The organism is Sphingomonas sp. BK069 (assembly GCF_014193405.1).
GTDB lineage: Bacteria > Pseudomonadota > Alphaproteobacteria > Sphingomonadales > Sphingomonadaceae > Sphingomonas.
Map to the genome: position 1 here is coordinate 436,032 of NZ_JACHZH010000003.1, position 25,637 is coordinate 461,668.

The window sequence follows — 25,637 nt, forward strand, 5'->3', positions numbered from 1 at the left end:
AAGGTCCGACTGTCGCACAGGTGCCTTTTACCCAATATGGTTGGTAGCTGATCTTTTCGTCACCTGGAGTTCAGCTTAGCGGCAGTTGCCCGGCACGGTAATCACATTGCGCCCTCTGGCTGATCGGAGACGATATGTTGCTTCGCTTATGATGCAGATCAAATGATGTGGTTGGTAACCATTGGTCACACGATCACTCGGCGGCGAGCGGCGCCGTGCCTGACAGCGCCCCGTCCCCGCGCAACGCCGAGTCGAGTCGCATGCGGTCGAGCTTGTTCTCCCACCGCGCCACCACGATCGCGGCCACCGCGTTGCCGACGAAGTTGGTCAGGCTGCGGCACTCGCTCATGAAGCGGTCGACCCCGAGGATCAGCGCCATGCCCGCCACCGGCACGCTTGGCACGATCGACAGCGTCGCCGCCAGCGTGATGAAGCCGGCGCCGGTCACCCCGGCCGCGCCCTTGGACGAGAGCATCGCCACCGCGAGCAGCAGCAGCTGCTGGCCGAGCGTGAGGTCGACGTTGCACGCCTGCGCGATGAACAGCGCCGCCAGCGTCATGTAGATGTTGGTGCCGTCAAGGTTGAACGAATAGCCCGTCGGCACCACCAGCCCGACCACGCCGCGATCGCACCCGGCCGCCTCCAATTTCGTGAGCAGCCCCGGCAACGCCGGCTCGGACGAGGAGGTGCCGAGCACCAGCAGCAGCTCGCCCTTGAGATAGGCGATCAGCCGCAGGATCGAGAAGCCGTGCAGCCGCGCCACCACGCCCAGCACGCCCAGCACGAAGATCAGCGAGGTGGCGTAGAAGGTCAGCACCAGCCCGCCGAGATTGACCAGGCTGCCCGCGCCATATTTGCCGACGGTGAAGGCGATCGCGCCGAACGCGCCGATCGGCGCCGCGCGCATCAGGATCGCGACGACCTTGAAGACGACGAGGTTGAGCCGCTCGACCAGGTCGAGCACCGGCCGTGCCGGCTCGCCGACGAGGCTGATCGATACGCCGAACAGGATCGCTACCAGCAGCACCTGCAGGATATTGTCCTGCGCCAGCGCCGAGACGAGCGTGGTGGGGATGATCGCGAGCAGGAAGCCGATCAGCGAGGTCTCGTGCGCCTTGGCGGCATAGTCCTTCACCGCGCCGGTATCGAGCGTGGCGGGATCGACGTTCATGCCCGCGCCGGGCTGGACGACATTCGCGACGATCAGCCCGACGACCAGCGCCAACGTCGAGAAGAAGAGAAAGTAACCGAACGCCTTGAGCGCGATCCGCCCGGCCGAGCGGAGCTCGCCCAGTCCCGCGATGCCGCTCACCAGGGTGAGGAAGATGACGGGCGCGATCACCATCTTCACCAGCTTGATGAAGGCGTCGCCGAGCGGCTTGAGCGCGGCGCCGAGCGTCGGGTGGAAATGGCCGAGCAGCGCGCCCGCGACGATCGCGATCAACACCTGGACATAGAGATGCTGGTAGAAAGGGCGCGGCGCGGCGGGCGGCGCGGCGGCGGGGATGACGGTCATGGGCCTCTCCTGCGTCCGGCGGTCGGACGTCTCGTCATCCTAGGATAATCGCGTCGGGGGATCGCGCCAGCGTCGCGGCTGCCCGACCTCAAAGTCGCGGAAATGCTGGCGGATCACGCTCTCGGCGATGACATTACGGCGACCCGGCGTGCGGATTCCCGCGGCGGCGCGAGGCCGCCCGTGCCGAAGTTCGCGCGTCGCAGCGGGTCGGCGACGCTGACGTGTCGCGCAACGTCGCGGCCGCCGGCGAGTTGAGCCGCCATGACCGACGCCCGCAACGAACCCGCCGCCATGCGCACCGAGACCGACTCGATCGGCGCGATCGAGGTGCCCGCCACCGCTTACTGGGGCGCGCAGACCGAGCGCAGCCTGGAGAACTTCCCGTTCGGCGCGCGCGAGCGCATGCCGATCGAGATCGTCCGCGCGCTCGCCCTGGTGAAGCAGGCGGCGGCGCGGGTGAACCGCCGCCACGGGCTCGCCGCGGACAAGGCAGACGCGATCGAGGCCGCGGCGCAGGAGATCGCGCAGGGGCTGCTCGACGACCAGTTCCCGCTGGTGATTTGGCAGACCGGCAGCGGCACGCAGAGCAACATGAACGTCAACGAGGTGATCGCCGGTCGCGCCAACGAGATCCTCACCGGACAGCGCGGCGGCAAGTCACCAGTCCACCCCAATGACGACGTCAACCGTGGGCAGTCCTCGAACGACAGCTTCCCCACCGCGCTCCACGTCGCCTGCTCGCTCGCGGTGCGGCAGCGGCTGATCCCCGCGCTGGAGAAGCTGCACGCCTCGCTCGACGCGCGCGCGCGCGAATGGGCCGGGCTGGTGAAGATCGGTCGCACCCATCTCCAGGACGCCACCCCGCTGACACTCGGCGACGAGTTCTCGGGCTACGCGCACCAGCTGCACCGCTGCCTGCGGCGGATCGAGCCGGCGGTGGAGCAGGGCACCGACCGCCTCGCGCAGGGCGGCACCGCGGTCGGCACCGGGCTCAACGCGCCCAAGGGCTTCGCGCGCGACGTGGCCGCCGAACTCGCCGCGATCACCGGGGTGGCGTTCGCGCCGGCGGAGAATTTCTTCGAGGCGCTGGCGAGCAACGACCCGCTCGTCCACCTCTCCGGCGCGCTCAACACGCTGGCGGTGGCGTGCACCAAGATCGCCAACGACATCCGCCTGCTCGGCTCGGGGCCGCGCAGTGGCCTCGGCGAGCTCGACCTGCCCGCCAACGAGCCGGGCAGCTCGATCATGCCGGGCAAGGTCAACCCGACGCAGTGCGAGATGCTGACGATGGTGGCGGCGCAGGTGATCGGCAATCACGTCGCGGTCACCGTCGGCGGCGCGCAGGGGCATCTCGAGCTCAACGTGTTCAAGCCGATGCTGGGTGCCGCGGTGCTGCGCTCGATCGACCTGCTGGCGACCGGATGCGAGAGCTTCGCGCTGCGCTGCGTCGACGGGCTACGCGCCAACGAGGCGCGGATCGGCGAGCTGGTCGAGCGCTCGCTGATGCTCGTCACCGCGCTCGCCCCGGAGATCGGTTACGACAATGCCGCCAAGATCGCCAAGCACGCGCACGAGCGCGGGCTCACGCTGCGCGAGGCGGGGCTGGAACTGGGGCTGGTGGACGAAGCGACGTTCGACCGGGTGGTGCGGCCCGAGGCGATGCTGGGTGAGCAATAAGAAGGTTGCGGTCGCGTTTGCCTGGCACGACGGGACAGGTGGTGACCTAGTGCTCGACCACTTCCTAAGCGCCGAAGGAACCAACTTTTCCGTCATCCCCGCGAAGGCGGGGATCCATAAACGCTGAGGTCGCGCCTCTATCGAGAAGTCCGCGCGTCTGGATCCCCGCCTTTGCGGGGATGACGGTCGGTTGGAGGAGGGCGGCAGGGAAGCGAGGATGATGGAGAGAGAAGCGCGCCGCTTTCGACGATGAGGCCGCCCGCATCGAACTAGACGTTAGATACTTCCCAGTCGCGGGAGGGCGCGAGCAGCGAAGCAGAGCTAGCCCCCGACCCTACCGGAAGTTGTCCGCGTAGCTCTGCAGCTTCAGCGTCTTGGTCGGCGTCGGAATGACCACGTAGCGCAGCCCCTGCTGCTCGGCATAGGCCACCGCCGCCTCGCAGGTCGGGAAGCCCAGCTTGATCTGGTCGCGCGTGTCGCCGCTGCCGGCCCAGCCGGTCAGCGCGTCGGCCTTCTTGGGCTCGCCCGGCTCGAACTCGAGCTGCCAGTGATCGGTGCGGGCCTTGCCCGACTGCATGGCGTTCTTCGGGCGCTGGTAGATGCGGGCGGTCTGCATGATCGGGTCTCCCTACGTGACACGCGCGAGTCAGGCAATCGTTCCCGGCCCCGCCCGCCACGCCGCCGCCGCAATCTTGCGGGGCGCGACCGCGCACCTATATCGCGCTTCGTCATCGCGGTTGCGCTGCCGTAACGGGGCGCCGCCGCAACATTACACGTCAACGCAGGGGCTAGGCAAAGCACTCATGGCAAAAGTTATCGGGATCGACCTCGGCACCACCAACTCGTGCGTGGCCGTGATGGAAGGCGGCAAGGCCAAGGTCATCGAGAATGCGGAGGGCGCGCGCACCACGCCGTCGATCGTCGCCTTCGCCAAGGACGGCGAGCGGCTGATCGGCCAGCCCGCCAAGCGCCAGGCCGTGACCAACGGCGACAACACGATCTTCGCGGTGAAGCGCCTGATCGGCCGCCGCTTCGACGATCCCGTCACCAAGAAGGACACCGAGCTGGTCCCGTACAAGATCGTGCGCGGCTCGAACGGTGACGCGTGGGTCAACGCCGGCGGCAAGGATTACAGCCCGTCGCAGATCAGCGCCTACACGTTGCAGAAGATGAAGGAGACCGCCGAGTCCTACCTCGGCGAGACGGTCACCCAGGCGGTGATCACCGTCCCCGCGTACTTCAACGACGCGCAGCGCCAGGCGACCAAGGACGCCGGCCAGATCGCGGGCCTCGAGGTGCTGCGCATCATCAACGAGCCGACCGCGGCGGCATTGGCGTACGGGCTGGACAAGCAGGACGGCAAGACGATCGCGGTCTATGACCTCGGCGGCGGCACGTTCGACGTGTCGGTGCTCGAGATCGGCGACGGCGTGTTCGAGGTGAAGGCCACCAACGGCGACACCTTCCTCGGCGGCGAGGATTTCGACAACAAGATCGTCGACTATCTCGCGCAGGGCTTCCAGAAGGACGAGGGCATCGACCTCACCAAGGATAAGCTCGCGCTGCAGCGCCTCAAGGAGGCTGCGGAGAAGGCGAAGATCGAGCTGTCGTCGGCGCAGTCGACCGAGGTCAACCTGCCCTTCATCACCGCCGACCAGAACGGCCCGAAGCACCTGGTCAAGACGATCACCCGCGCCGACCTGGAGCGGCTGGTCGAGGACCTGATCAAGCGCACGCTCGACCCGTGCAAGAAGGCGCTGGCCGACGCGGGCGTCTCCGCCAGTGACATCAGCGAGGTGGTGCTGGTCGGCGGCATGACGCGCATGCCGCGCGTGCGCGAGATCGTGAAGCAGTTCTTCGGCAAGGACCCGCACACCGGCGTGAACCCCGACGAGGTGGTCGCGATGGGCGCGGCGATCCAGGCGGGCGTGCTCCAGGGCGACGTCAAGGACGTGCTGCTGCTCGACGTCACCCCGCTGTCGCTCGGCATCGAGACGCTGGGCGGCGTGTTCACGCGCATGATCGACCGCAACACCACGATCCCGACCAAGAAGACCCAGGTCTATTCGACCGCCGACGACAATCAGCAGGCGGTGACGATCCGGGTGTTCCAGGGCGAGCGCGAGATGGCGGCGGACAACAAGCTGCTCGGCCAGTTCGACCTGGTCGGCATCCCGCCGGCGCCGCGCGGCGTGCCGCAGATCGAGGTGACGTTCGACATCGACGCCAACGGCATCGTCAACGTCTCGGCCAAGGACAAGGGCACCGGCAAGGAGACCCAGATCCGCATCCAGGCCTCGGGCGGTCTCTCCGACGCCGACATCGACCAGATGGTGCGCGACGCCGAGTCCTTCGCCGAGGAGGACAAGAAGCGCCGTGCCGCGGCCGAGGCGAAGAACAACGCCGAGTCGCTGATCCACACCACCGAGCGCCAGCTCGCCGACAATGGCGACAAGGTCGATGAGTCGCTCCGCGGTGAGATCCAGGGGGCGGTCGACGCGGCCAAGAAGGCGGTCGAGTCGAACGATCCCGAGCAGATGAACGAGAAGAGCCAGGCGCTCGCACAGGTCGCGATGAAGCTGGGCCAGGCGATCTACGAGAAGCAGCAGCAGGGCGAGGCCGCGCCGCAGGGCGAGACCGCGCAGGCCGATGCGCCCAAGGACGACGTGGTCGACGCCGAATTCTCGGAAGTCGACGATCACAAGGCGTGATCCGCGCCGGAGTGAACTGACATGAACCTTTCCCGTCATACCGGCGCAGGCCGGTATCCAGCGCCGCAGACGAGACCGCGCGCGGCACTGGACCCCGGCCTGGGCCGGGGTGACGGCGACGGGCGCGGGGGCGTTGCATGACCGAGATCGACTATTACGAGCTGCTCGAGTGCGAGCGGACCGCGGACGCGGCGACGATCAAATCGTCGTATCGCAAGCTCGCGATGAAATACCATCCGGACAAGAACGCCGGGTGCAAGGACAGCGAGGCCAAGTTCAAGGCGGTCAGCGAGGCCTATGACTGCCTCAAGGACCCGCAGAAGCGCGCGGCCTATGATCGCTTCGGCCACGCCGCCTTCAGGAACGGCGGTGGCGGTGGCGGTGCGCAGGATTTCTCCGGCTTCTCCGACATCTTCGAGAGCGTGTTCGGCGAATTCATGGGCGGCCAGCGCGGCGGCGGGCGGCAGGTGCGCCGCGGTGCCGACCTGCGCTACGACATGGAGATCACGCTGGAGGAGGCGTATCACGGCAAGGAGACGGAGATCACCGTCGACATCTCCGCCGCGTGCGACACCTGCAACGGCACCGGCTCCAAGCCGGGCACCCACGCGCACACCTGCCAGCACTGCCACGGCCACGGCAAGGTGCGCGCGCAGCAGGGCTTCTTCGTGGTCGAGCGAGCCTGCCCGTTGTGCCACGGCTCGGGCGAGGTGATCACCGACCCGTGCGCCGACTGCCGCGGCGAGGGCCGGGTCGAGAAGACCAAGACGCTCGCGGTCAACGTGCCGCCCGGTGTCGACGAGGGCACGCGCGTGCGGCTCACCGGCGAGGGCGAGGCGGGCGCGCGCGGCGCACCGCCGGGCGACCTCTACATCTTCCTCCACGTCAAGCGGCACGCGATCTTCGAGCGCGAGGGGACGACGCTGTTCGCGCGCGCGCCGATCAGCTTCACCACCGCGGCGCTGGGCGGGACGCTGTCGATCCCCGGGCTCGATGGCAAGCGCCACGAGGTCAAGATCCCCGCGGGCATCCAGTCGGGCAAGCAGCTGCGCCAGCGCGGCGCGGGCATGCCCGTGCTGCAGGGGCGCGGCACCGGCGACCTGGTGATCCAGGTCGAGGTGGAGACGCCGACCAAGCTCAGCACGCGCCAGCGCGCGCTGCTGGAGGAGTTCCGCGAGACCGAGACGGGTGACGAATGCCCGCAGAGCCAGGGCTTCTTCTCGCGGCTCAAGAGCGCGATCGCGGGCGAGTGAGCGGCGTGGACGACAACGCGCCGGTGACTCAACATTCGCAACATTCGCCCGCCACGCGCTGCGGCCTGGTCGCTGTGGTGGGCGCGCCCAACGCCGGCAAGTCGACCTTGGTCAATGCCTTGGTCGGTCAGAAGGTGGCGATCGTCAGCCCCAAGGCGCAGACCACGCGCGCGCGGCTGATGGGCGTGGCGCTGGAGGGCGAGACGCAGCTGCTGCTGGTCGACACGCCCGGCATCTTCGAGCCGCGCCGCCGGCTCGATCGCGCGATGGTGGCGGCGGCCTGGGGCGGCGCCGAGGGCGCCGACGTGATCGCCTTGGTGGTGGACGGCAAGGGCGGGCTCGGCCCCAAGGTGACCGAGATCGTCGAGTCGCTCAAGGAGCGGCGCGAGCCGATCTATCTCGTGCTCAACAAGGTCGACCTCGCCGACAAGCCCAAGCTGCTGATCCACGCGGAGAAGCTCAACGCGCTCCTGCCCTTCGCCGAGACCTTCTTCGTCTCGGCGCAGACCGGCGACGGGCTGCCCCAGCTCAAGCGCGCATTGGCGGCGGCGATGCCCGCGGGGCCATGGCATTATCCCGAAGACCAGGTATCCGACGCGTCCGAGCGCGCGCTGGCGGCCGAGGTGACGCGCGAGCAGCTCTACCTCCAGCTCCACGCCGAGCTGCCTTATGCCAGCGTGGTCGAGACCGAGAAGTTCAGCGAGCGCGAGGACGGCTCGGCCGAGATCCACCAGCAGATCCTGGTCGAGCGCGTGACCCAGCGCGCCATCGTGCTGGGCAAGGGCGGCGCGCGCATCCGCGAGATCGGCGCGCGCGCCCGGGCGGAGCTGGCGGTGCTGCTCGACCGGCCGGTGCACCTCTACCTCCACGTCAAGGTGAAGCCGGGCTGGGACGAGGACCGCGGCGTCTATCGCGACATCGGGCTCGACTGGGTGGAGTGAGGCGCGCCGCGGGCGGCGGTCAGGTCCGTCCGCGCCTCTTCTGCCGTCATCCCGGAACACGTCCGGGATCACGGACAGAGTGGAGCAAGGTCTTCGCCTCGGATGAACTTGCCGGCGCCCGATGCGTCCTACCCGTTATCGGCCGGCCACAGGCCGTGAAGGGGGTGCACGGGACGACGCCATGGCGGTGCTGACGCGGCTGCGCGACTTCGTGAGCGAGGAACGCTGGGAGTTCGCCCCGCACGAGCGCCCGGCGATGCCCGGCTCGCCCGGCTCGCCCGAGCACCCGCTGCGCCGCCGGCTGACCTATGCGCTGGTCGGCACGCTGGTGGGGCTCACCGGGGGGTTCGGCAATGCGCTGGTGGCGGCCAACACGACGACGCTGGCGGGCGCGCTGGGGCTCGACCCGTCCGAGATCGCCTGGCTGCCGACGGTCTATGTGATGACCAACGTGAGCATCAACCTGCTGCTGATCAAGTTCCGCCAGCAGTTCGGGCTCCGCCCGTTCGCGATGCTGTTCATCGGCATCTATGTCGCGGTGACCTTCGCGCACCTGTTCGTCCACGGCTTCGCCTCGGCGATCGCGGTGCGCGCGGCGAGCGGGCTGGCGGCGGCGCCGCTCTCCACCTTCGCGCTGTATTATTTCATGCAGGCGGTCCCGGCGAAGTGGCGGCTGCGCGCGATCGTGCTCGGCATCGGCGCGCCGCAGTGCGCGACCCCGCTGGCGCGGCTGTTCTCGCCCGAGCTGCTGGCGATGAGCCAATGGCGCACGCTGTATCTGTTCGAGCTCGGGCTCGCCGCGCTGAGCCTCGCCGCGGTGACGGTGTTCCGCCTGCCGCCGACGACGCGCCAGCCCGCCTTCGAGAAGCTCGATTTCGTCACCTTCGCGCTCTACGCCGGGGCGATGGCGCTGTTTGCCGCGGTGCTCGGGCTCGGCCGCTACGTGTGGTGGACCGAGGCGCGCTGGATCGGCTGGGCGCTGCTCGCCGCGATCCCGATGCTCGCCGTCGCGCTGGTCATCGAGCACCACCGCGCCAACCCGCTGATCAACACGCGCTGGCTCGGCAGCGCCGATATCCTGCGCTTCGCGGTGGTCACGCTGATGGCGCGGATCGTGCTGTCCGAACAGACCTATGGCGCGGTCGGGCTGCTCACCGTGCTGGGGCAGAACAACGACCAGCTGGGAACGTTTTTCACGATCATCTTCCTCGCCACCGCGGCCGGCTTCATCGTCAGCGCCGTGACGCTCGACGTCGAGCGATTGGCGCATCCGGTGATGCTCGCGATCGGGCTGGTGGCGGTGGCGGCCTGGGTCGATTCCTCCTCAACCAGCCTGACGCGCGCGCCGCAGCTGTACCTCACCCAGGCGGTGATCGCCTTCGCGGGCGCCTTCTTTCTCGGCCCATCGCTGCTGTTCGGCATGACCCGCGCGCTGAAGGAAGGGACCGGGCACGTGATCAGCTTCATCGCGCTGTTCGGCGTGCTCAACTCGATCGGCGGCCTGGCCGGAGCGGCGATCCTCGGCACCTATCAGATCGTCCGCGAGAAGGCGAACAGCGCCGCACTGGTGCAGTTGGTCGATCCGACCGACCCCCAGGTCCAGGCGCGGCTCGCCGCCGGGGCAAGCGGGGTGGCGCGCGTGGTCGGCGATACGGGGCTGCGCTCGGCCGAGGGCGGCGCGCTGCTCGCGCAGGCGGCGACGCGCGAGGCGAACGTCCTCGCGTATGACGACATGTTCCGGCTGATCGCGGTCCTCGCCGCGCTGACCTTCCTGTACCTTCTCTTTCTCCTGCTGCGCCGCGAGTGGCGCGCGCGCCGCGTGAGTATCGCATGACCGACCCCCGCTCGCCCGTCGCTGCCAGCCCCGTCACGGAGGAGCGCGCCGCCGAGGCACCTGCCGCGGCCGTGCCGTCGGGCTCGGGCTGGCGCCCGCCGCGGCTGTCGCGCACCGCGACGCTGCTGATCACGCTGCTCGCGGTCGCGGGCGTGCTGGCCGTGCTCGCGGCGTGGCGGATGTGGCCGTTCACCAGCGACTATGAGTCGACGGACAACGCCTATGTCCGCGGCCGTACCACGGTGATCGCGCCGCAGGTATCGGGCTATGTCACGCAGGTGCTGGTGCGCGACTTCGAGTCGGTCCGCGCCGGACAGCCGCTGGTGGTGGTCGACCAGCGCATCTACGCGCAGCGCGTCGACCAGGCACAGGCGCAGGTCGAGAACGCGCGGGCGACGCTGGCCAACAGCGTCCAGGCCGCGGCCAGCCGCGAGGCGAGCTTCGGCGGGCAGGAGGCGGCGCTGGCCAACGCGCGCGCGCAGCTGCTCCGCGCCCAGGCCGACATGAACCGCGTCAACGACCTCGTCACCGACGGCTCGGTGAGCTTGCGCGAGCGTGACCAGACGCTCGCCACGCTGCGCCAGGCACAGGCGCAGCTCCAGCAGGCGCAGGCCGCGCGCGAGATCGCGCGACAGGACATCCGCACCGTCGCGGTCGGCCGCGGCGGGCAGGAGGCGGGCGTGTCGGGCGCGCAGGCGGCGCTGCGGCTGGCGCGGATCGACCTGGCCAACACCGTGATCCGCGCGCCCGAGGCGGGGCGGCTGAGCGAGGTCGGGGTGCGCGTCGGCCAGTACGTCACCGCGGGCTCGCAGCTGATGTTCCTGGTGCCCGCGGAGACCTGGGTGATCGCCAACTACAAGGAGGCGCAGACCGCGCGCATCGCGGTGGGCCAGCGTGCCAGCTTCACCGTCGACGCGCTCGCCAATGCGCGGCTGTCCGGCCGGGTGGAGCGCATCTCGCCCGCGGCGGGGAGCGAGTTCGCGGTGCTCAAGTCGGACAATGCCACGGGCAATTTCACCAAGGTGCCGCAGCGGATCGCGGTGCGGATCCGGATCGATTCGGGGCAGGCGCTGGCAGCGCGGCTGCGCCCGGGCATGTCGGTGCAGGCGCGCGTCGACACCGCCGGCACGCCGGCGCCGCGATGAGGGGCGGTGGCCCGAATGAGGACGGTGCGGACGTGGCCGACGATGGCGGGGGCGTTGGTGCTGGTCGCTGGGCGCCGCCGTCACCTTGCGCTCCTCCGTCATCCCGGACGTGGTCCGGGATCCACGGTCCCGCGCACTCGGCGGCCGGCGATCGCGCGGACCGGTGGATCCCGGACCAGGTCCGGGATGACGGCAGGATGGAGGAGAGGCAGTGCAACCGCGCGCCGCGGCATGAATCCCCGGTCGAGCCCGGGATGACGACGGGGGCGGGGCAAGCCGCATACAGCCTATCCCCCCGTAGCGTCGCCCGCGCGCTGCTCCTCCCGCTCCTCCTCGCCGACTGCGCGCTGCCCGGTCCGCGCCGTGCCGCCCCGCCCGACGCCACCGTCACGTCGCCGCCGGCGTGGCGCAGCGCGCTGACCGCGCCCGACGCGTCGACGGTGAACGCGGCGTGGTGGCAGGGCTTCGGCGACCCGGTGCTTACCGCGCTGGTCGAGCGCGCGCTGGCGAACAATCTCGACGTGCTCGCCGCCGCCGCGCGGGTGGAGGAGGCGCGCGCGGCCGAGGCGCTCGCGCGCGCGCAGCTCACGCCGCAGCTCGGCGGCACCGTGCCCGAGACGCAGGGCCAGTCGATCAGCGCGCTCGGCACCACCGCGCGCTCGGCCGCGGTGCAGCCCGGCGTCCAGCTCAGCTACGATCTCGACCTGTTCGGGCGGCTGCGCCAGGCGAGCCGCGCCGCGCGCGCGCAGCTGCTCGCCACCGCGGCGGCGCGCGACACGGTGCGGCTCGCCACCGCCGCCACCGCCGCCTCGGGCTATGTCACGCTGCGCGCGCTCGACCAGCGGCTGGCGATCGCGCGCGAGACGCTGGCGGCGCGCGCCGAGGCGCTGCGGATCGCGCGGCGGCGGTACGAGACCGGCTATGCCTCGCGGCTCGAGTACCGCCAGGCGCAGGCGGAATATGCGGGCACGCAGCAGCTTGTCCCTGCCGCCGAGCTGGCGATCGCGCGGCAGGAGAATGCCCTGGCGCTGCTCACCGGCGACTCGCCGCGCGCGGTGGCGCGCGGGCTGGCGCTCGACCGGCTTGCGACGCCGCCGCTGCCGGGCGGGCTGCCCGCTCAGCTGCTGCGCCGCCGCCCCGACCTCTACCAGGCCGAGCAGACGCTGGTGGCGGCGGATCGCACGCTCGACAGCCAGCGCGCCGCGATGCTGCCCAACCTGTCGTTGACCGGCGCGGGCAACCTCGTCCTCTCGACCGCGCTGGCGCAGCCCGAGGTGATCTTCTCGCTCGGCGCGAGTGTGCTGGGGCCGATCTTCGACGGCGGGCGGCTGCGCGCGCAGGAGCGCATCGCCACCGCGCGGCGCGACCAAGCTGCTTATGGCTATCGCCGCGCCGCGCTGGTGGCGTTCCGCGAGGTGGACGATTCGCTCGTCGGGGTGCGCCGCACGGGAGAGCAGGCCGACGCGTTGGCGGCGCAGGCGGCGGCGTCGCGCGGCGCGCTGGAGAATGCGACCAACCGTTATCGCGCCGGCTATTCGGCGTATCTGGAGCAGCTCGACGCGCAGCGCACCCTGCTCACCACCGAGCTGTCGCTGGTGCAGGCGCGCGCCGACCGGCTGACGAGCTATGTCGCTTTGTACCAGGCGATGGGCGGCGGCTGGACGCCGGCGGAGGTGGCGGCGGTGGGGCGCTGACGACGGCAGGCGCGGCGAGCTAGGCCGTCCGCTCCTCCTCTTCCTCCGCCGCCAGCGCCTCGCGGCTCTCCACCTCCGGCTGCTTCCACAGCGCGGTCAGCAGATAGAAGACCAGGTTGCTCCCCTGCGTCAGCGCGCCGCCGGCGAGCAGCAGCCCCGCCATCGCCTCGCGCGGGCCGTTGATCGTGCCGCTCATCTCCAGCGCGGCGCTGAGGAACAGCAGGTCGCGGTTGGGCACGATCGGCAGCCGCGAGATCACCATCTGCGCGGTGAGGAACACCAGCCACACGCTCCACGGCTCCTGCGGCAGCACCACGGCCCATTGCGTCGCCTGGAGCAGCACCACGCCCGCGATCCGCGCGACGTGGATCGCCAGCACGCGCGCGGCGAGCGCCAGCGGCATCGCGATCAGCTGGCGCCGCAGGCGGAACAGCAGCGGCGCGAGGAACACCGCGCCGACGCCGCCCGCGATCAGCAGCGCCGGGCCGGGGTCGAGCCACGCCGCGATGCGCCGCCCGTTGCCCGCCGCGGCGAAGCCGAGCAGCAGCAGCAGCGTCACCAGCCCCGACGACACCGCCGAGAGGATCGCATTGTCCTTGAGCCCGATCGCGATCGTCTTGCTGCGCAGCCCGATGACTCGCCGCAGCCACACGAACAGGTAGAGCTCGCCGGAGTAACCGACCAGCGCGCTGTTGAGGATGCGCTTGCGCACCAGCACCGGGAAGGCGCCGGGCAGCGGGCGCGCGAAGATGGTGCGGAACACCGCGATCTCGGACGCGGGCAGCACCAGAAAGGTGACGACGAACAGCAGGTAGAAGAGCGGGTTGGTCGGCAGCGAGCGGGCGACCTGACTCCAGCCGATCGCGTTCACCTTGAGCACCATCCAGGTGACCATGCCGGCGAAGAACAGCAACCGTGCGACCCAGCCAAGGCGGCGCACCCACGGTCGCTCGCCCCACACCCGCCACCCGCTGGCGGGCGGCGCGTCCGTCTCGCTCAAAACAGCCCCAACGCGCGCGACTGCGCGACATAGGTGTCGAACGCGGCGCGCTGCTCGGCCGTCAGCCGGAAGGCGGAATAGCCCGCGGTGGTGCCGGTCCACTGGCGCAGCTTCCACTCGACGATCTGCGCCGGGCGCAGCGCCAGCCGCCGCTCGAAGTGGCCGCGGTCCCAGGTGTTGCTGCCGTGGAAGCAGCGGATCAGCAGATGCGCCTCGGCGCGCGGGATCAGCGCGGTGCCGAGCCGAAGCCAGGCGTCGCGGAAGGTGCTGTCCTCGCCCTTGCGCTCCTTGGGGTAGCGGATGTCGTCGCGGCGGCGGTGGACGATCGTGCTCGGCGCGCCGCCCTTGAACCAGCTGAGATAGGGTCGATCGAGCCAGGCGGGATCGTCGAGATGCATCAGCGTCGCCTCGGCCCATACCGCGGCCTTGTCGCCGAGCGTCTCGACCGAGCGCGCCAGCCGCTGCGGCGCGAACCAATCGTCGTCGTCCCAATGCGCCATCAGCGCGCCGCGCGCGAGATCGAGCGAGAGGTTGCGCAGCTCGCCCAGCGTCGTCGCCGGGTTCTTGGGGAGGCGGTGGTGGATCAGCCGGTCGGCCGGCACGCGCGCGAGGATCGGGGCATAGTCCTCGCTGCCATCGTCGACGATCACCAGCTCGCGGTTGGGATAGGTCTGCGCCAGGAAACAGTCGACCGAGCGTTCGGTGAGGCGGCGACGGTCGGCGGTGACCATCAGGCAGGAGACGCGCGGGCCAGTGTCGTCGAAGGGCCGGTCGGCGGGGCGGGCGGCAAAAGGAAAATCGTTCACGGGCCTCAACCTAGGCAGCGCGCGTCGGCGCTGGTACGGGCGTGCGACCCGGGCCCATGACACGCATCATCTTCGTCCTCACCTATCCGACCTACCACGGCGTCGCCGATCCGGCGGAGTGGCTGCGATGGGACAATCGCGACCGTCGGATGCCCGCGCTGTTAGCCGCGATGGGGGTGGATGTCGAGTTGTGGGGCGTGGCCGAGGCGACCGCCGAGCATCGCCCGGCCGCGCCGATCGGGCTGCCCTATACGATCCGGCTCTTCGCGCGCAGCGGCGGCGGGGCGAAGTCGCGCGATCATTACAGCGACGCGATGGTGGCGGCGGCGCGCGCGGATCCGGCGGATCTGTTCGTTCTGATCGGCACCAACGGCGGCGCGGGCTATCGCCTCTACGATCGCGCGCTTCGCCCCGACCGGCGGCGCTTCGCGTTGATCGTCGGCGGCGATTATTGGAGCCGGCTGGTGCCGCACGCCAGCCTGCTGCTGACCGAGAGCGCGGTGCAGGAGGAGGCGCTGGCCGCGGGCGGCTGGCTGCGCCGCGCGATCCCGCGCGAGCGGATGGAGCGGCTGCCCAAGACGATCGACACCGAGCTGTTCCGGCCCCAGGCGGCCGAGCGCGCCTGGGACCTGTTCTCGGTCAGCCGGGTGACGCGGTGGAAGAGCTTCGCCGAGGTGGGGGCGCTGTCGCGCCAGCATCGCGTCGCGGTCGCGGGCGGGGGGCCGCAGGAGACGGTGATGAAGCGGCGCTACCCTGCGATCGACTGGCTCGGCCACGTGCCGCACGCGCGCATCCCCGACCTGCTGGCGCAGACCGGATTGTTCTTCCACGCCGGGCGGCGCGACTATTTCCCGCGCGCCATCCCGGAGGCGATGGCGTGCGCGCGGCCGGTGGTGGCCTTCGCCGACCGGATCGGCGCCGACGTGCTGCCCGACGACTGCGGGCTGCGGGTGACCGAGCGCGACTATCGCCCGCTGGTGGCGGCGCTGCTGCGCGACGAACGGCGCATGGCGGAGATGGGGAGGGCGGCGCGCGCGCACGTGCTGGCGATGCACGGGCCGCGCTCGAGCGCCCCGGTGTGCCGCACGCTGCTGCGGCTGGCGGAGGCGCGCTGATGCGCTGGACCTTCGTGATCGCCTATTACAACGAGGAAGCGTATCTCGCCGACACGCTCGCCAGTCTGGCGGCGCAGACGCTCCGGCCGTTCCGGCTGGTGCTGGTGGACAACGGCTCGACCGACGCCTCGGCGGCGATCGCGCGCGCCTTCGCGAGTGACGGCATCGAGCTCGTCCATCTCAGCGAGCCGCGGCCGGGCAAGATCGTGGCGCTGGAGCGCGCGATGACGGCGATCACCACCGAGTTCGTCGCGTTCGGCGACGCCGACACCTTCTACCCGCCGCACTATCTCGCGACGGCGGAGGCCGCGCTGCACGCCGATCCGCGCGTGGTCGCCGCGATGGCGACCGACGTGCCGCTCGAGCCGGCGAAGGCGCGCCGCAAGCGGCGGCACAACCAGATCGTGAGCCGGCTGTGGCCCAAGCAGACCCACACCGGCGGCTTCGGCCAGACCTTCCGCACCGCCGCGTTGCTCACGGCCGGCGGCTATGCCGAGCGCCACTGGCCCTATGTGCTGATGGACCACGAGATCATGCAGCGCGTGGTGCAGCAGGGACGCGTGGTCTATCCGTACGACCTGTGGTGCATACCCTCGGATCGCCGCGGCGACCGCCGCCGCGTGCGCTGGACGCTGGCGGAGCGGCTGCTCTACCATCTCACCCCGGCGGCGGCGAAGGACTGGTATTTCTACCGCTTCTTAGGTCCGCGCCTGGCGCGACGGAAGCTGAGCCACCTCAACCTGCGCGAGAAGACGTGGGAGGATGGCACACCCTGATCCTCCCCGCTCGCGGGGAGGTGGCAGCGCGTAGCGCTGACGGAGGGGGCTCCTCGCGAACGAGCCGGTTCGTGAGCGGAGAGCCCTCTCCACCACCGCGCTGACGCGCGGCGGTCCCCCTCCCCGCGAGCGGGGAGGATCTGCGCCTTCTCTCAAGGACCGGCTCAGCCTCTCACGCCACCTCGAGCACCAGCCTGCCGTCGCCTTCGTCGACCCCCACCGTCGCGCCGTCCTTGACCTCGCCGCGCAGGATCAGCTCGGCGAGCGGATCCTGGAGGTGGCGCTGCACCGCGCGCTTGAGCGGGCGCGCGCCGTACACCGGGTCGTAGCCGACCCGCCCGAGCCACGCCCGCGCCGCGTCGGTGAGCTCGAGCGCCACCTTGCGCTCCGCCAGCAGCTTGCCGACGCGGGCCACCTGGATGTCGACGATCGGCCCCATGTGCGCCTGGCCCAGCCGGTGGAACAGGATCACCTCGTCGAGCCGGTTGAGGAACTCGGGCCGGAAGTGCGCGCGCACCACCTCCATCACCTGCGGCTCGACCGCCTCGACCGCCTGGCCCTCGTCGAGGTTCGCCAGATACTGGCTGCCGAGGTTCGAGGTGAGGATGATCAGCGTGTTCGAGAAGTCGACCGTGCGGCCCTGCCCGTCGGTCAGCCGCCCGTCGTCGAGCACCTGGAGCAGCACGTTGAACACGTCGCCGTGCGCCTTCTCCACCTCGTCGAACAGCACGACCTGATAGGGCCGGCGCCGCACCGCCTCGGTGAGCACGCCACCCTCCTCATAGCCGACATAGCCCGGCGGCGCGCCGATCAGCCGCGCCACCGCGTGCTTCTCCATGAACTCGCTCATGTCGATCCGCACCATCGCGCTGGGATCGTCGAACAGGAACTCGGCGAGCGCCTTGGTCAGCTCGGTCTTGCCGACGCCGGTCGGCCCGAGGAACAGGAACGAGCCGAGCGGCCGGTTCGGGTCCTGCAGGCCGGCGCGCGCGCGCCGGACCGCGGTCGAGACCGCGCGAACCGCCTCGGCCTGGCCGATCACGCGCTTCCCGAGCACCTCCTCCATGCGCAGCAGCTTCTCGCGCTCGCCCTCGAGCATGCGATCGACCGGCACGCCGGTCCAGCGGCTGACCACGCCGGCGATGTCGTCGGCGGTGACCTCCTCGCGCAGCATCGCGCCCTGCGTGGCCCCGGCCGCCTCGGCGAGCTGCTTCTCGAGCGCGGGGATGCGCCCGTAGGAGAGCTCGCCCGCCTTGGCGAGATCGCCCTGGCGCTGCGCCTGCTCCAGCTCGAGCCGCGCGGCGTCGAGCTGTTCCTTGAGCTTGGCCTCGCCCGCGATCTTGTCCTTCTCGGCCTGCCAGCGCGCGGTCAGCTCGGCCGACTGCTGCTCGAGGTTGGCGAGCTCGTCCTCCAGCGTCTCGAGCCGGTCGAGGCTGGCGGCGTCGGTCTCGCGCTTGAGCCCCTCGCGCTCGATCTTGAGCCGCAGGATGCGGCGATCGAGCGACTCGATCTCCTCGGGCTTGCTCTCCACCTCCATGCGGATGCGGCTGGCGGCCTCGTCCATCAGGTCGATCGCCTTGTCGGGCAGGAAGCGATCGGTGATGTAGCGGTTCGACAGGGTCGCCGCCGAGACCAGCGCGCCGTCGGTGATGCGGACGCCGTGGTGCAGCTCGTATTTCTCCTTGAGCCCGCGCAGGATCGAGATCGTGTCCTCGACCGTGGGCTCGCCGACGAAGACGGGCTGGAAGCGTCGCTGGAGCGCCGGGTCCTTCTCGACGTGCTTGCGATATTCGTCGAGCGTGGTGGCACCGACGCAGTGGAGCTCGCCGCGCGCGAGCGCGGGCTTGAGCAGGTTGCCCGCGTCCATCGCGCCCTCGGACTTGCCCGCGCCGATCAGCGTGTGCATCTCGTCGATGAAGAGGATGATCGCGCCCTCGGCCGCCTTGACCTCGTCGATCACGCCCTTGAGACGCTCCTCGAACTCGCCGCGATATTTCGCGCCCGCGATCAGCGACCCCATGTCGAGCGCCATCAGCGTCTTGTCCTTGAGCCCGTCGGGCACGTCGCCGTTGGCGATGCGCAGTGCGAGCCCCTCCACGATCGCGGTCTTGCCGACACCGGGCTCGCCGATCAGCACCGGGTTGTTCTTGGTGCGGCGCGCGAGCACCTGGATGGTGCGGCGGATCTCCTCGTCGCGCCCGATCACGGGGTCGAGCTTGCCCGCGCGCGCCGCGTCGGTGAGGTCGCGCGCGAACTTCTTGAGCGCGTCGTAGCGGTCCTCGGCGCCGGCGGTGTCGGCGGTGCGGCCGCCGCGCAAGCCGTTGATCGCCTGGTTGAGCGCTTCGGGCTTCGCGCCCGCGGCCTGGAGCGCCTTGCCCGCGGCGGTGTTGAGGCTCAGCGCCAGCGCGACGAGCAGCCGCTCGACGGTGACATAGCTGTCGCCCGCCTTCTGCGCGATCTGCTCGGCCTGGTCGAGCACGCGCACCGCGTCGTTGGAGAGGCCGGGCGAGGACTGCGCCCCCGGGCCGGAGACCGACGGCAGCTTGGACAGCGCGAGGTCGGTCTCGGCAACCGCGCGGCGCGCGTCGCCGCCGGCAGCCTTGATCAGGCCGGCGGCCATGCCCTGCTCGTCCTCGAGCAAGGCCTTGAGGAGATGTTCGGGCGCGATCTGCTGGTGGCTCATGCGGATCGCGACGGTCTGCGCCGACTGGAGGAAGCCCTTGGCGCGGTCAGTGAATTTCTCGAGGTTCATCGTGACGCCCTGTTGTTCTTTCCCGAGAGATGGTGTGGCTTTCAGGCAACACAAGGGGGTGGGTTGCGGGAGCTGGGCCGGGGTGGCACGTCCGCGCCACATCGCTGCCATCCCGGTAACGGCCGGGGTGGTGAACGGCAGCTCGGGAGACCATCGTGGCGCGTATCCTCATCACCGGCGGCTGCGGCTTCGTCGGCCGGCACCTGGTCGCGCGGCTCGCGCGCGAGGGCGGGCATGAGCTGTGGATCATCGACGATCTCTCCACCGGCAAGCCGCCGGCCGAGTGGGAGGTGCCGCGGCTGCGCGCGCTCGGCGAGGAGGGCGGGGTGCAGCGCCACGAGCTGGTCGGGCTCGACCAGCAGGTGCGGCTGATCCGCGCCGATTTCGTCGCGGTGGCGCAGGCCGAGCTGGGGATGACGCCGTCGCTCGGGCTCGCGCCGCTGCCGCGCTTCGACGAGATCTACCATCTCGCCTCGGTGGTCGGCGGGCGCAACGTGATCGACAACGACCCGCTCGCGGTCGGCATCGACCTGGCGGTCGACAGCAGCTTCTTCCTCTGGGCGGCCAAGGAAGCGCGCCCCGAGCGGATCCTCTACGCCTCGTCGAGCGCGGCCTATCCGATCGACCTGCAAGAGGCCGGCGAGAGCCGCGCGCTGCGCGAGGACGACATCTCCTTCGACAAGCGGCTCGGCCTGCCCGATTACACCTATGGCTGGAGCAAGCTGACCGGCGAATATCTCGGCCGCATCGCGCACGAGAAATACGGGCTGAGCGTCGGCGTGGTCCGTCCGTTCTCGGGCTATGGCGAGGACCAGGACGTGGTCTATCCCTTCCCCGCGATCGCGCTGCGGGTGGCGGCGCGGCGCGACCCAGTCCGCGTCTGGGGCTCGGGCGAGCAGACGCGCGACTTCGTCCATATCGACGACGCCTGCGACGCCTGCGTGCTGGTGTGCCGCGGCGTGAGCGACGCGCGCGCGTTCAACATCGGCACCGGCACGCCGACGCGCTTCCTCGACCTCGCCGCGCGGATGGTGGCGATCGAAGGCTATGACGCGCCGGTGATCGGCACGACCGGCAAGCCGGTCGGCGTGGCGGAGCGCTACAGCGACTCGTCGCGCATCCGCGACGAGCTGGGCTGGCGGCCGACGATCGCGCTCGACGACGGCATCAGGCGGGGCTTGGGTTACGCGCGCGGGCGGCTGGAGCGGGGCATCGAGCCGGACATGTGAGGAGGTCGCCGCTTCTCTTCTGTTCCCCGGCGAAGGCCGGGGCCCAGGTGGAATAAGGGCGGTGGGACTGACGGGCATGCCTTGAGGCTGGTGAGCCGTCGCCGGAAGCGAGGCGAGGTGCTGATGCTTACCCAGGCACCGCCCCAGCGGGCGCCGTGGTCCCGGTGGGGGAGGTTGGTGGATCTCACGACCGCTATCCCAGCTAGACCCCGGCGTTCGCCGGGGTGGTTCGGGATGGTCGTCGCACCGCTCCCATCACCCCCGCCCGCTGATCTCCGCCCCCGCTTTCGGATCGAAGCGCAGGTTCACGAACAGCGCGCCGAACGAGATCGCGGTCACCGTCCAGAAGGCCGCGGTGAAATCGGGGAAGTCGGGCCGCGTCCGCCCGGCCGCCGCCATCGAGACGTGCAGCGCGGTCGCTCCCGCGCAGATGCCGAGCGACAGCATCAGCTGCTGAAAGGTCGAGTAGAAGCTGGTCGCCGCGCTCATCCGCTCCTTCGCGATCTCGTCATAGGCGATCGTGTTGTAGGCGGTGAACTGGAACGACATCAGGAAGCCCGATACCAGCATCACCGCGAAGAGCGCGGGCAGGGGCCAGTCCGGGCGGAACAGCCCGCACAGGGCGTAGCTGGCGGTGGCGAGCAGCCCCAGGCAGACGAGGCTGGTGCGAAAGCCGAAGCGGCGCAGCAGCCGCGGCGCCACGCCCTTCATCCCGAACGAGCCGATCGCGGTGGCGAGCGTCATCGAGCCGCTCTGTGCCGCGCTGAGCCCGAAGGCGAGCTGCAGCAGCAGCGGCAGCAGGAACGGCTGCGCGCCCTGGGTGATCCGTGTCAGCGAGCCGCCCAGTACCGACAGGCGGAAGGTCGGCACGCGCATCAGCGAGAGGTCGAGGATCGGATGGTCCGTCCGCCGCGCGTGGCGCCAGTAGAGCCACGCCGCGCCCGCGCCGACCGCGATCAGCGTCGCGGCGAGCGAACCCTCGCCCTGACGGCTGGCCAGCTCGAAGCCGAACAACAGGCAGCCGAGCGCCACCGCGGAGAGCACGAACCCCGGCCAGTCGAAACGATGCACCGCGGGCTCGCGCACGTCGACGATGAAGCGCCCGACCAGCAGGATGCCGATGACGCCGATCGGCAGGTTGAGCCAGAAGATCCAGCGCCAGTCGAGATAATCGACGATGAAGCCGCCCACCGGCGGGCCGATGATGGGGCCGATCAGCGCGGGCATGATCAGCCACGACATCGCCGACACCATGTCGCGCTTCGCCACCGAGCGTAGCAGCACCAACCGCCCGACCGGCATCATCATCGCGCCGCCGATCCCCTGCGCGAAGCGCGCCAGCGCCATCGTCGTCAGCGTCGGCGCGAGCCCGCAGGCGAGCGAGCCGAGCACGAACACGGCGATCGCGGCGCGGAACACGTTCTTGGCGCCGAACCGGTCCGCCACCATGCCCGAGGCGGGGATGAACATCGCCAGCGCGACGAGGTAGGAGGTGAGCGCGACGCTCATCTCGGGCGCGCGCACCGCGAAGTCGCGCGCCATCGTCGGCAGCGCGGTGGCGAGCACGGTGGCGTCGAGATTCTCCATGAACATCGCGCAGGCGATGATCAGCGCGACGGTGCGGTAGCGCGGGTTGTGCGGCTCGCCGCCGTCATGGTCGGCGGTGGTCGCCACCGAGTTGCCGGCCGGGACGATGCCGTCGCGCACCTCCGAGTTGACCGAGGCGATGCCGCGGCGGCGTGGGCGGAGCAGCGGTGGCAGGAGGTTCATCGCGGACGCTAGTGCGCCTCGCTGCCGCCGCGATCAACCGCATCGACGCCGACACTGCCGCATCGCACAAAATCCTTGATTGTCGTGACGATCGACACTATTGTGCAGCGCAACAAGAGGAGCGATCCTGATGGTGGATGAGACCCCATCCGCGACGGAGACTGCCGTGGCGGAGACATCGTCGGCCCGGCGCGTGCGCGCGCCCAAGCGCTCCCAGCCTGCCGCCGCGGCGGCTTCCTCGACGGCTGCACCGGCGCTCGCCGGGGCGGCGTCTTCCGCGCCGGCGCTGGTCGACGCGGCCACCCTGCCGGCGGACGACACCGCCGGTCAGCCCCAGCCGCCGGTGGAGCAGATCGCCGGCCCGATGCCGCCGGCAGAAGCCGCGGCCCCGATCGCAGCGAAGGAACGCGAGATGACCGACACGATGACGTCGTTCGCCGACAAGGCACAGGAAGAGACCCGCTCGGCGTTCGCCAAGACGGGCGAGCAGGCCCGCTCGACCTTTGAGAAGGGCCGCAAGGTAGCCGAGGACATGGCCGATTTCGGCAAGGGCAACGTCGAGGCGATGCTTGAGTCGGGCCGGATCGTGGCGCAGGGCCTCGAGGCGATGGGTCATGAGGCCGCGGCGTTCGTGCGCGAGCGCTTCGACAGCACCGCCACCACGGTCCAGTCCTTCGCCTCGGTGAAGTCGCCGACCGAGCTGATGCAGCTCCAGGCCGATTACTGGCGCGGCGCGTTCGACGCGATGGTCAAGGAGGCCTCGCGCTCGACCGAGGCGACGCTGAAGCTGGCGGGCGACGTCGCCAAGCCGCTGCAGAACCGCTTCGCGCTCGCGGCCGAGAAGATCAAATCGGTCGCCTGACACGGCACGATCCCGCGTTCAGCGGTACGGACGGGCGGTCGCGGCGACGCGGCCGCCCGGTCGCGTTCGGCTCTCACCTCCGCGGCGGCGATTCCCTGCGCCGCGGGCTTGCCCTCGCCCGAGTCGATGCCATATCCCGCCGCGTGGCGATGCAGCAGCATGATTCTTCGATGACGGTCGACCCGCGCATGGTGGGTGAGGACAATGACCCGGAGAACGGCGGGACCGGTCTCGGCGTCGCGACTCGCACGCGCGCGCGCACCAAGAAGCCCACGCCTTATCGCGTGCTGATGCTCAACGACGATTACACGCCGATGGAGTTCGTCGTTCTCTGCCTGCAACGCTTCTTCCGCATGTCGACCGAGCAGGCCACCCAGGTGATGCTCCACGTCCACCAGAAGGGCGTCGGCGTCTGCGGCGTGTTCAGCTACGAGGTCGCCGAGACCAAGGTCAGCCAGGTGATCGATTTCGCCCGGCAGAACCAGCACCCGCTGCAGTGCACGCTCGAGAAGGCCTGAGCGATTAGCCTCGCTTCTCCGGTCGCATCATCCCGTGTCTCCGCGGCCACGCTGACCCTCGCTCTGCCGCGAAGCGCTGGCATGGTAACCACTTCTCCACCGCTGCACGGTTAACCAGCGACCTCAGACATTAGCTGTCTTCGGGGAATCGCATGTTCGCGGGTATCGGCCTGGTTATCCTTCTCGGCATGGTGTTCGGCGGTTTCGCCATCACCGGCGGTGCGCTCGGCCCCGTGTTCGAGGCGATCCCGCACGAGATGCTGATCATCGGCGGTGCCGCCGCCGGCGCGCTGATCATCGGCAACTCGGGCAAGGAGCTCAAGGCCATGGGCGGCGGGATCGCCAAGGTCTTCAAGGGTCCCAAGTACAAGAAGCAGGACTATCTCGACGTCATCTTCCTCGTCTCCAAGCTGATGAAGATGCTGCGCATGGAAGGCCCGATCGCGCTCGAGCCGCACGTCGAGGACCCGAAGTCGTCGGCGGTGTTCGCGGAATATCCCAAGCTGCTCAAGGACCACACGCTGGTCAATCTGATCGCCGACACGCTGCGCCTGGTCGTGGTGTCGTCGGGCACGCTCGACGTCCACGCGGTCGAGGACGTGATGGACAACGCCATCAAGACCCATCACCACGAGGTCGAGGGCCCGCACCATACGCTGCAGAGCCTCGCCGACGCGCTGCCGGCGCTCGGCATCGTCGCCGCGGTGCTCGGCATTGTGAAGACGATGGGCTCGATCGACAAGCCGCCGTCGGTGCTCGGCGGGATGATCGGCTCGGCGCTGGTCGGCACCTTCATGGGCGTGCTGCTGGCCTATGGCATCGTCAACCCGCTCGCCAGCCGGCTCCAGCAGGTGATCGCGGCGGACGGCGCGATCTACCATGTCGTCAAGCAGATCATCATCGCCTCGCTGCACGGCCACCCGCAGCCGCTGGTGATCGAGGCGGCGCGCTCGGGGATCGACCACAAGAACCAGCCCGGCTTCGCCGAGGTGTTCGACGGCCTGCGCGGCAAGTAAGGCGGGGAGCGACTGAGCCATGGCTAAGGCCCCGCACGGCGCGAACGTCCCGCCGAAGATCATCTACAAGAAGATCTACATCGAGGGCGGCGGTGGCCACCACGGCGGCGCGTGGAAGGTCGCCTACGCCGATTTCGTCACCGCGATGATGGCCTTCTTCCTGCTGCTGTGGCTGCTCGGCGCCACCACCGAGAAGCAGCGCAAGGGCATCGCCGACTATTTCGCGCCGACGCTGATCGACAAGAAGCGCGTCGGCATCGGCGGCAACGGGCTGTTCGGCGGCGAGTCGCTCACCTCCAAGATGAAGATGGGCCCCAAGGCGGGCATGTCGGACATCCGCGCGGTGGCGATCGTCACCTCGACGCCGCAGAACGCCGAGGTGAAGGGCTTCGGCCCGAAGGGTTCGCTGCGCAGCGCCGCACAGGCGACCAAGGAGGATGCCAAGAACTTCGCCAAGCTGCGCGACGAGGTGATGAAGCGCATCGCGGAGACCAAGGAGCTGGCGCGGCTGGCCAAGCACATCCGCTTCACGATGACGCCGCAGGGGCTGCGCATCGATCTGGTCGACGACGCCGATTACTCGATGTTCGCGCTCGGCACGACCACGCTCGAGCCCGAGGCGGCCGAGCTGATCGGGCTGGTGGCGCGCGGCATCAAGGACATGCCCAACCCGATCATGATCCGCGGTCATACCGACAGCCTCGCCTGGGGCGATCCGCGCGCGATGAACAACTGGATGCTGTCATCGGGTCGCGCCGAGGCGACGCGTCGCCGGCTCGCGCTGGCGGGGCTGCCTGAGGCACGTTTCAACCGGATCGAGGGCGTGGCCGATCGCGAGCCGATGGTGGCGGACAACCCGCAGGACCCGCGCAACCGGCGTGTCGCGATCACCTTGCTGTATCGGGCCGGCACCTTCGGCGACTGAGGCGCGCGAGGGCGTATCCGATTCGCCGCATAGCCGCGCGTTATGGGCCGCGCCGCGCACGACACTGGCGGCGCGGCACGGCGCCGCTAGGCTCGCT

General features: G+C 70.1%; 20 protein-coding genes. 14 read left to right on the plus strand and 6 right to left on the minus strand.

Going from position 1 to position 25,637, the window contains the following annotated elements; genetic code table 11:
• Nucleotides 1–193: 193 nt before the first annotated feature.
• Nucleotides 194–1,516, minus strand: a complete 1,323-nt coding sequence (locus tag FHY02_RS13360; RefSeq protein WP_183922818.1) for a dicarboxylate/amino acid:cation symporter — start codon at nucleotides 1,514–1,516, stop codon at nucleotides 194–196.
• 261 nt (nucleotides 1,517–1,777) lie between these two features.
• Here FHY02_RS13360 and fumC point away from each other — a divergent pair, with 261 nt between their 5' ends.
• Nucleotides 1,778–3,193: a class II fumarate hydratase gene (fumC, locus tag FHY02_RS13365; protein WP_260172875.1), complete on the plus strand. Its 1,416-nt coding sequence runs from the start codon at nucleotides 1,778–1,780 to the stop codon at nucleotides 3,191–3,193.
• Between the two features lie 334 nt (nucleotides 3,194–3,527).
• On the opposite strand, the gene FHY02_RS13370 is transcribed toward fumC, so the two are convergent.
• Nucleotides 3,528–3,809: an ETC complex I subunit gene (locus FHY02_RS13370; protein ID WP_183922820.1), complete on the minus strand. Its 282-nt coding sequence runs from the start codon at nucleotides 3,807–3,809 to the stop codon at nucleotides 3,528–3,530.
• Between the two features lie 187 nt (nucleotides 3,810–3,996).
• On the opposite strand from FHY02_RS13370, the gene dnaK reads away from it, so the two are divergent.
• The 6 genes from dnaK (at nucleotide 3,997) to FHY02_RS13400 (ending at nucleotide 12,771) form a co-directional block, all read left to right on the plus strand.
• Complete coding sequence (dnaK, locus tag FHY02_RS13375; RefSeq protein WP_183922828.1) at nucleotides 3,997–5,904, plus strand: molecular chaperone DnaK; 1,908 nt, start codon at nucleotides 3,997–3,999, stop codon at nucleotides 5,902–5,904.
• Nucleotides 5,905–6,041: 137 nt separating this feature from the next.
• Nucleotides 6,042–7,157 (plus strand): molecular chaperone DnaJ, encoded by a 1,116-nt coding sequence (dnaJ, locus tag FHY02_RS13380; RefSeq protein WP_183922829.1) that lies wholly within the window; start codon nucleotides 6,042–6,044, stop codon nucleotides 7,155–7,157.
• A gap of 5 nt (nucleotides 7,158–7,162) precedes the next feature.
• Complete coding sequence (gene era / locus FHY02_RS13385; protein WP_409314192.1) at nucleotides 7,163–8,098, plus strand: GTPase Era; 936 nt, start codon at nucleotides 7,163–7,165, stop codon at nucleotides 8,096–8,098.
• Nucleotides 8,099–8,279: 181 nt separating this feature from the next.
• Entirely contained in the window at nucleotides 8,280–9,932 is a 1,653-nt protein-coding gene (locus tag FHY02_RS13390; protein WP_183922833.1) for an MFS transporter, read from the plus strand.
• Nucleotides 9,929–11,077, plus strand: coding sequence for an HlyD family secretion protein (locus tag FHY02_RS13395; protein ID WP_183922835.1), 1,149 nt, complete (start codon nucleotides 9,929–9,931; stop codon nucleotides 11,075–11,077). The genes FHY02_RS13390 and FHY02_RS13395 overlap by 4 nt, the downstream gene beginning before the upstream one ends.
• A gap of 254 nt (nucleotides 11,078–11,331) precedes the next feature.
• Nucleotides 11,332–12,771 (plus strand): efflux transporter outer membrane subunit, encoded by a 1,440-nt coding sequence (locus tag FHY02_RS13400; RefSeq protein ID WP_183922838.1) that lies wholly within the window; start codon nucleotides 11,332–11,334, stop codon nucleotides 12,769–12,771.
• 19 nt (nucleotides 12,772–12,790) lie between these two features.
• On the opposite strand, the gene FHY02_RS13405 is transcribed toward FHY02_RS13400, so the two are convergent.
• Nucleotides 12,791–13,771 (minus strand): hypothetical protein, encoded by a 981-nt coding sequence (locus FHY02_RS13405; protein ID WP_183922840.1) that lies wholly within the window; start codon nucleotides 13,769–13,771, stop codon nucleotides 12,791–12,793.
• Nucleotides 13,768–14,577: a glycosyltransferase family A protein gene (locus FHY02_RS13410; RefSeq protein WP_183922842.1), complete on the minus strand. Its 810-nt coding sequence runs from the start codon at nucleotides 14,575–14,577 to the stop codon at nucleotides 13,768–13,770. Before FHY02_RS13410 ends, FHY02_RS13405 begins: the two co-directional genes overlap by 4 nt.
• Before the next feature lie 56 nt (nucleotides 14,578–14,633).
• Here FHY02_RS13410 and FHY02_RS13415 point away from each other — a divergent pair, with 56 nt between their 5' ends.
• Both FHY02_RS13415 and FHY02_RS13420 read left to right on the plus strand, forming a co-directional pair.
• On the plus strand, nucleotides 14,634–15,692 hold the full coding sequence (locus FHY02_RS13415; RefSeq protein WP_183922844.1) for a glycosyltransferase family 4 protein: 1,059 nt from the start codon (nucleotides 14,634–14,636) through the stop codon (nucleotides 15,690–15,692).
• Nucleotides 15,692–16,468 carry a glycosyltransferase family 2 protein gene (locus FHY02_RS13420; protein WP_183922847.1) on the plus strand — a complete coding sequence of 259 codons (777 nt, stop codon included), beginning with the start codon at nucleotides 15,692–15,694 and terminating at the stop codon, nucleotides 16,466–16,468. The genes FHY02_RS13415 and FHY02_RS13420 overlap by 1 nt, the downstream gene beginning before the upstream one ends.
• Before the next feature lie 172 nt (nucleotides 16,469–16,640).
• Here the strand turns inward: FHY02_RS13420 and clpB are convergent, their stop codons facing one another.
• A complete protein-coding gene (gene clpB, locus FHY02_RS13425) occupies nucleotides 16,641–19,220 on the minus strand; it encodes an ATP-dependent chaperone ClpB (RefSeq protein ID WP_183922849.1) in 2,580 nt (859 codons plus the stop codon).
• Between the two features lie 155 nt (nucleotides 19,221–19,375).
• Between clpB and FHY02_RS13430 the strand changes: the two genes are divergently transcribed.
• On the plus strand, nucleotides 19,376–20,449 hold the full coding sequence (locus tag FHY02_RS13430) for an NAD-dependent epimerase/dehydratase family protein (RefSeq protein ID WP_221198619.1): 1,074 nt from the start codon (nucleotides 19,376–19,378) through the stop codon (nucleotides 20,447–20,449).
• A 255-nt stretch (nucleotides 20,450–20,704) separates the two neighbouring features.
• Here FHY02_RS13430 and FHY02_RS13435 read toward each other — a convergent pair whose 3' ends face one another.
• Entirely contained in the window at nucleotides 20,705–22,219 is a 1,515-nt protein-coding gene (locus FHY02_RS13435; RefSeq protein ID WP_183922851.1) for a DHA2 family efflux MFS transporter permease subunit, read from the minus strand.
• A gap of 130 nt (nucleotides 22,220–22,349) precedes the next feature.
• On the opposite strand from FHY02_RS13435, the gene FHY02_RS13440 reads away from it, so the two are divergent.
• From FHY02_RS13440 to FHY02_RS13455, 4 genes are all read left to right on the plus strand, one after another.
• The gene (locus tag FHY02_RS13440) at nucleotides 22,350–23,081 is read left to right on the plus strand and encodes a phasin family protein (protein WP_183922853.1); all 732 of its coding nucleotides are present in this window, start codon (nucleotides 22,350–22,352) and stop codon (nucleotides 23,079–23,081) included.
• Between the two features lie 170 nt (nucleotides 23,082–23,251).
• Entirely contained in the window at nucleotides 23,252–23,599 is a 348-nt protein-coding gene (clpS, locus tag FHY02_RS13445) for an ATP-dependent Clp protease adapter ClpS (protein ID WP_183922855.1), read from the plus strand.
• Between the two features lie 152 nt (nucleotides 23,600–23,751).
• Nucleotides 23,752–24,615 (plus strand): flagellar motor stator protein MotA, encoded by an 864-nt coding sequence (gene motA / locus FHY02_RS13450; protein ID WP_183922857.1) that lies wholly within the window; start codon nucleotides 23,752–23,754, stop codon nucleotides 24,613–24,615.
• Nucleotides 24,616–24,634: 19 nt separating this feature from the next.
• Nucleotides 24,635–25,540, plus strand: a complete 906-nt coding sequence (locus tag FHY02_RS13455; RefSeq protein ID WP_183922859.1) for a flagellar motor protein MotB — start codon at nucleotides 24,635–24,637, stop codon at nucleotides 25,538–25,540.
• Nucleotides 25,541–25,637: the final 97 nt, after the last annotated feature.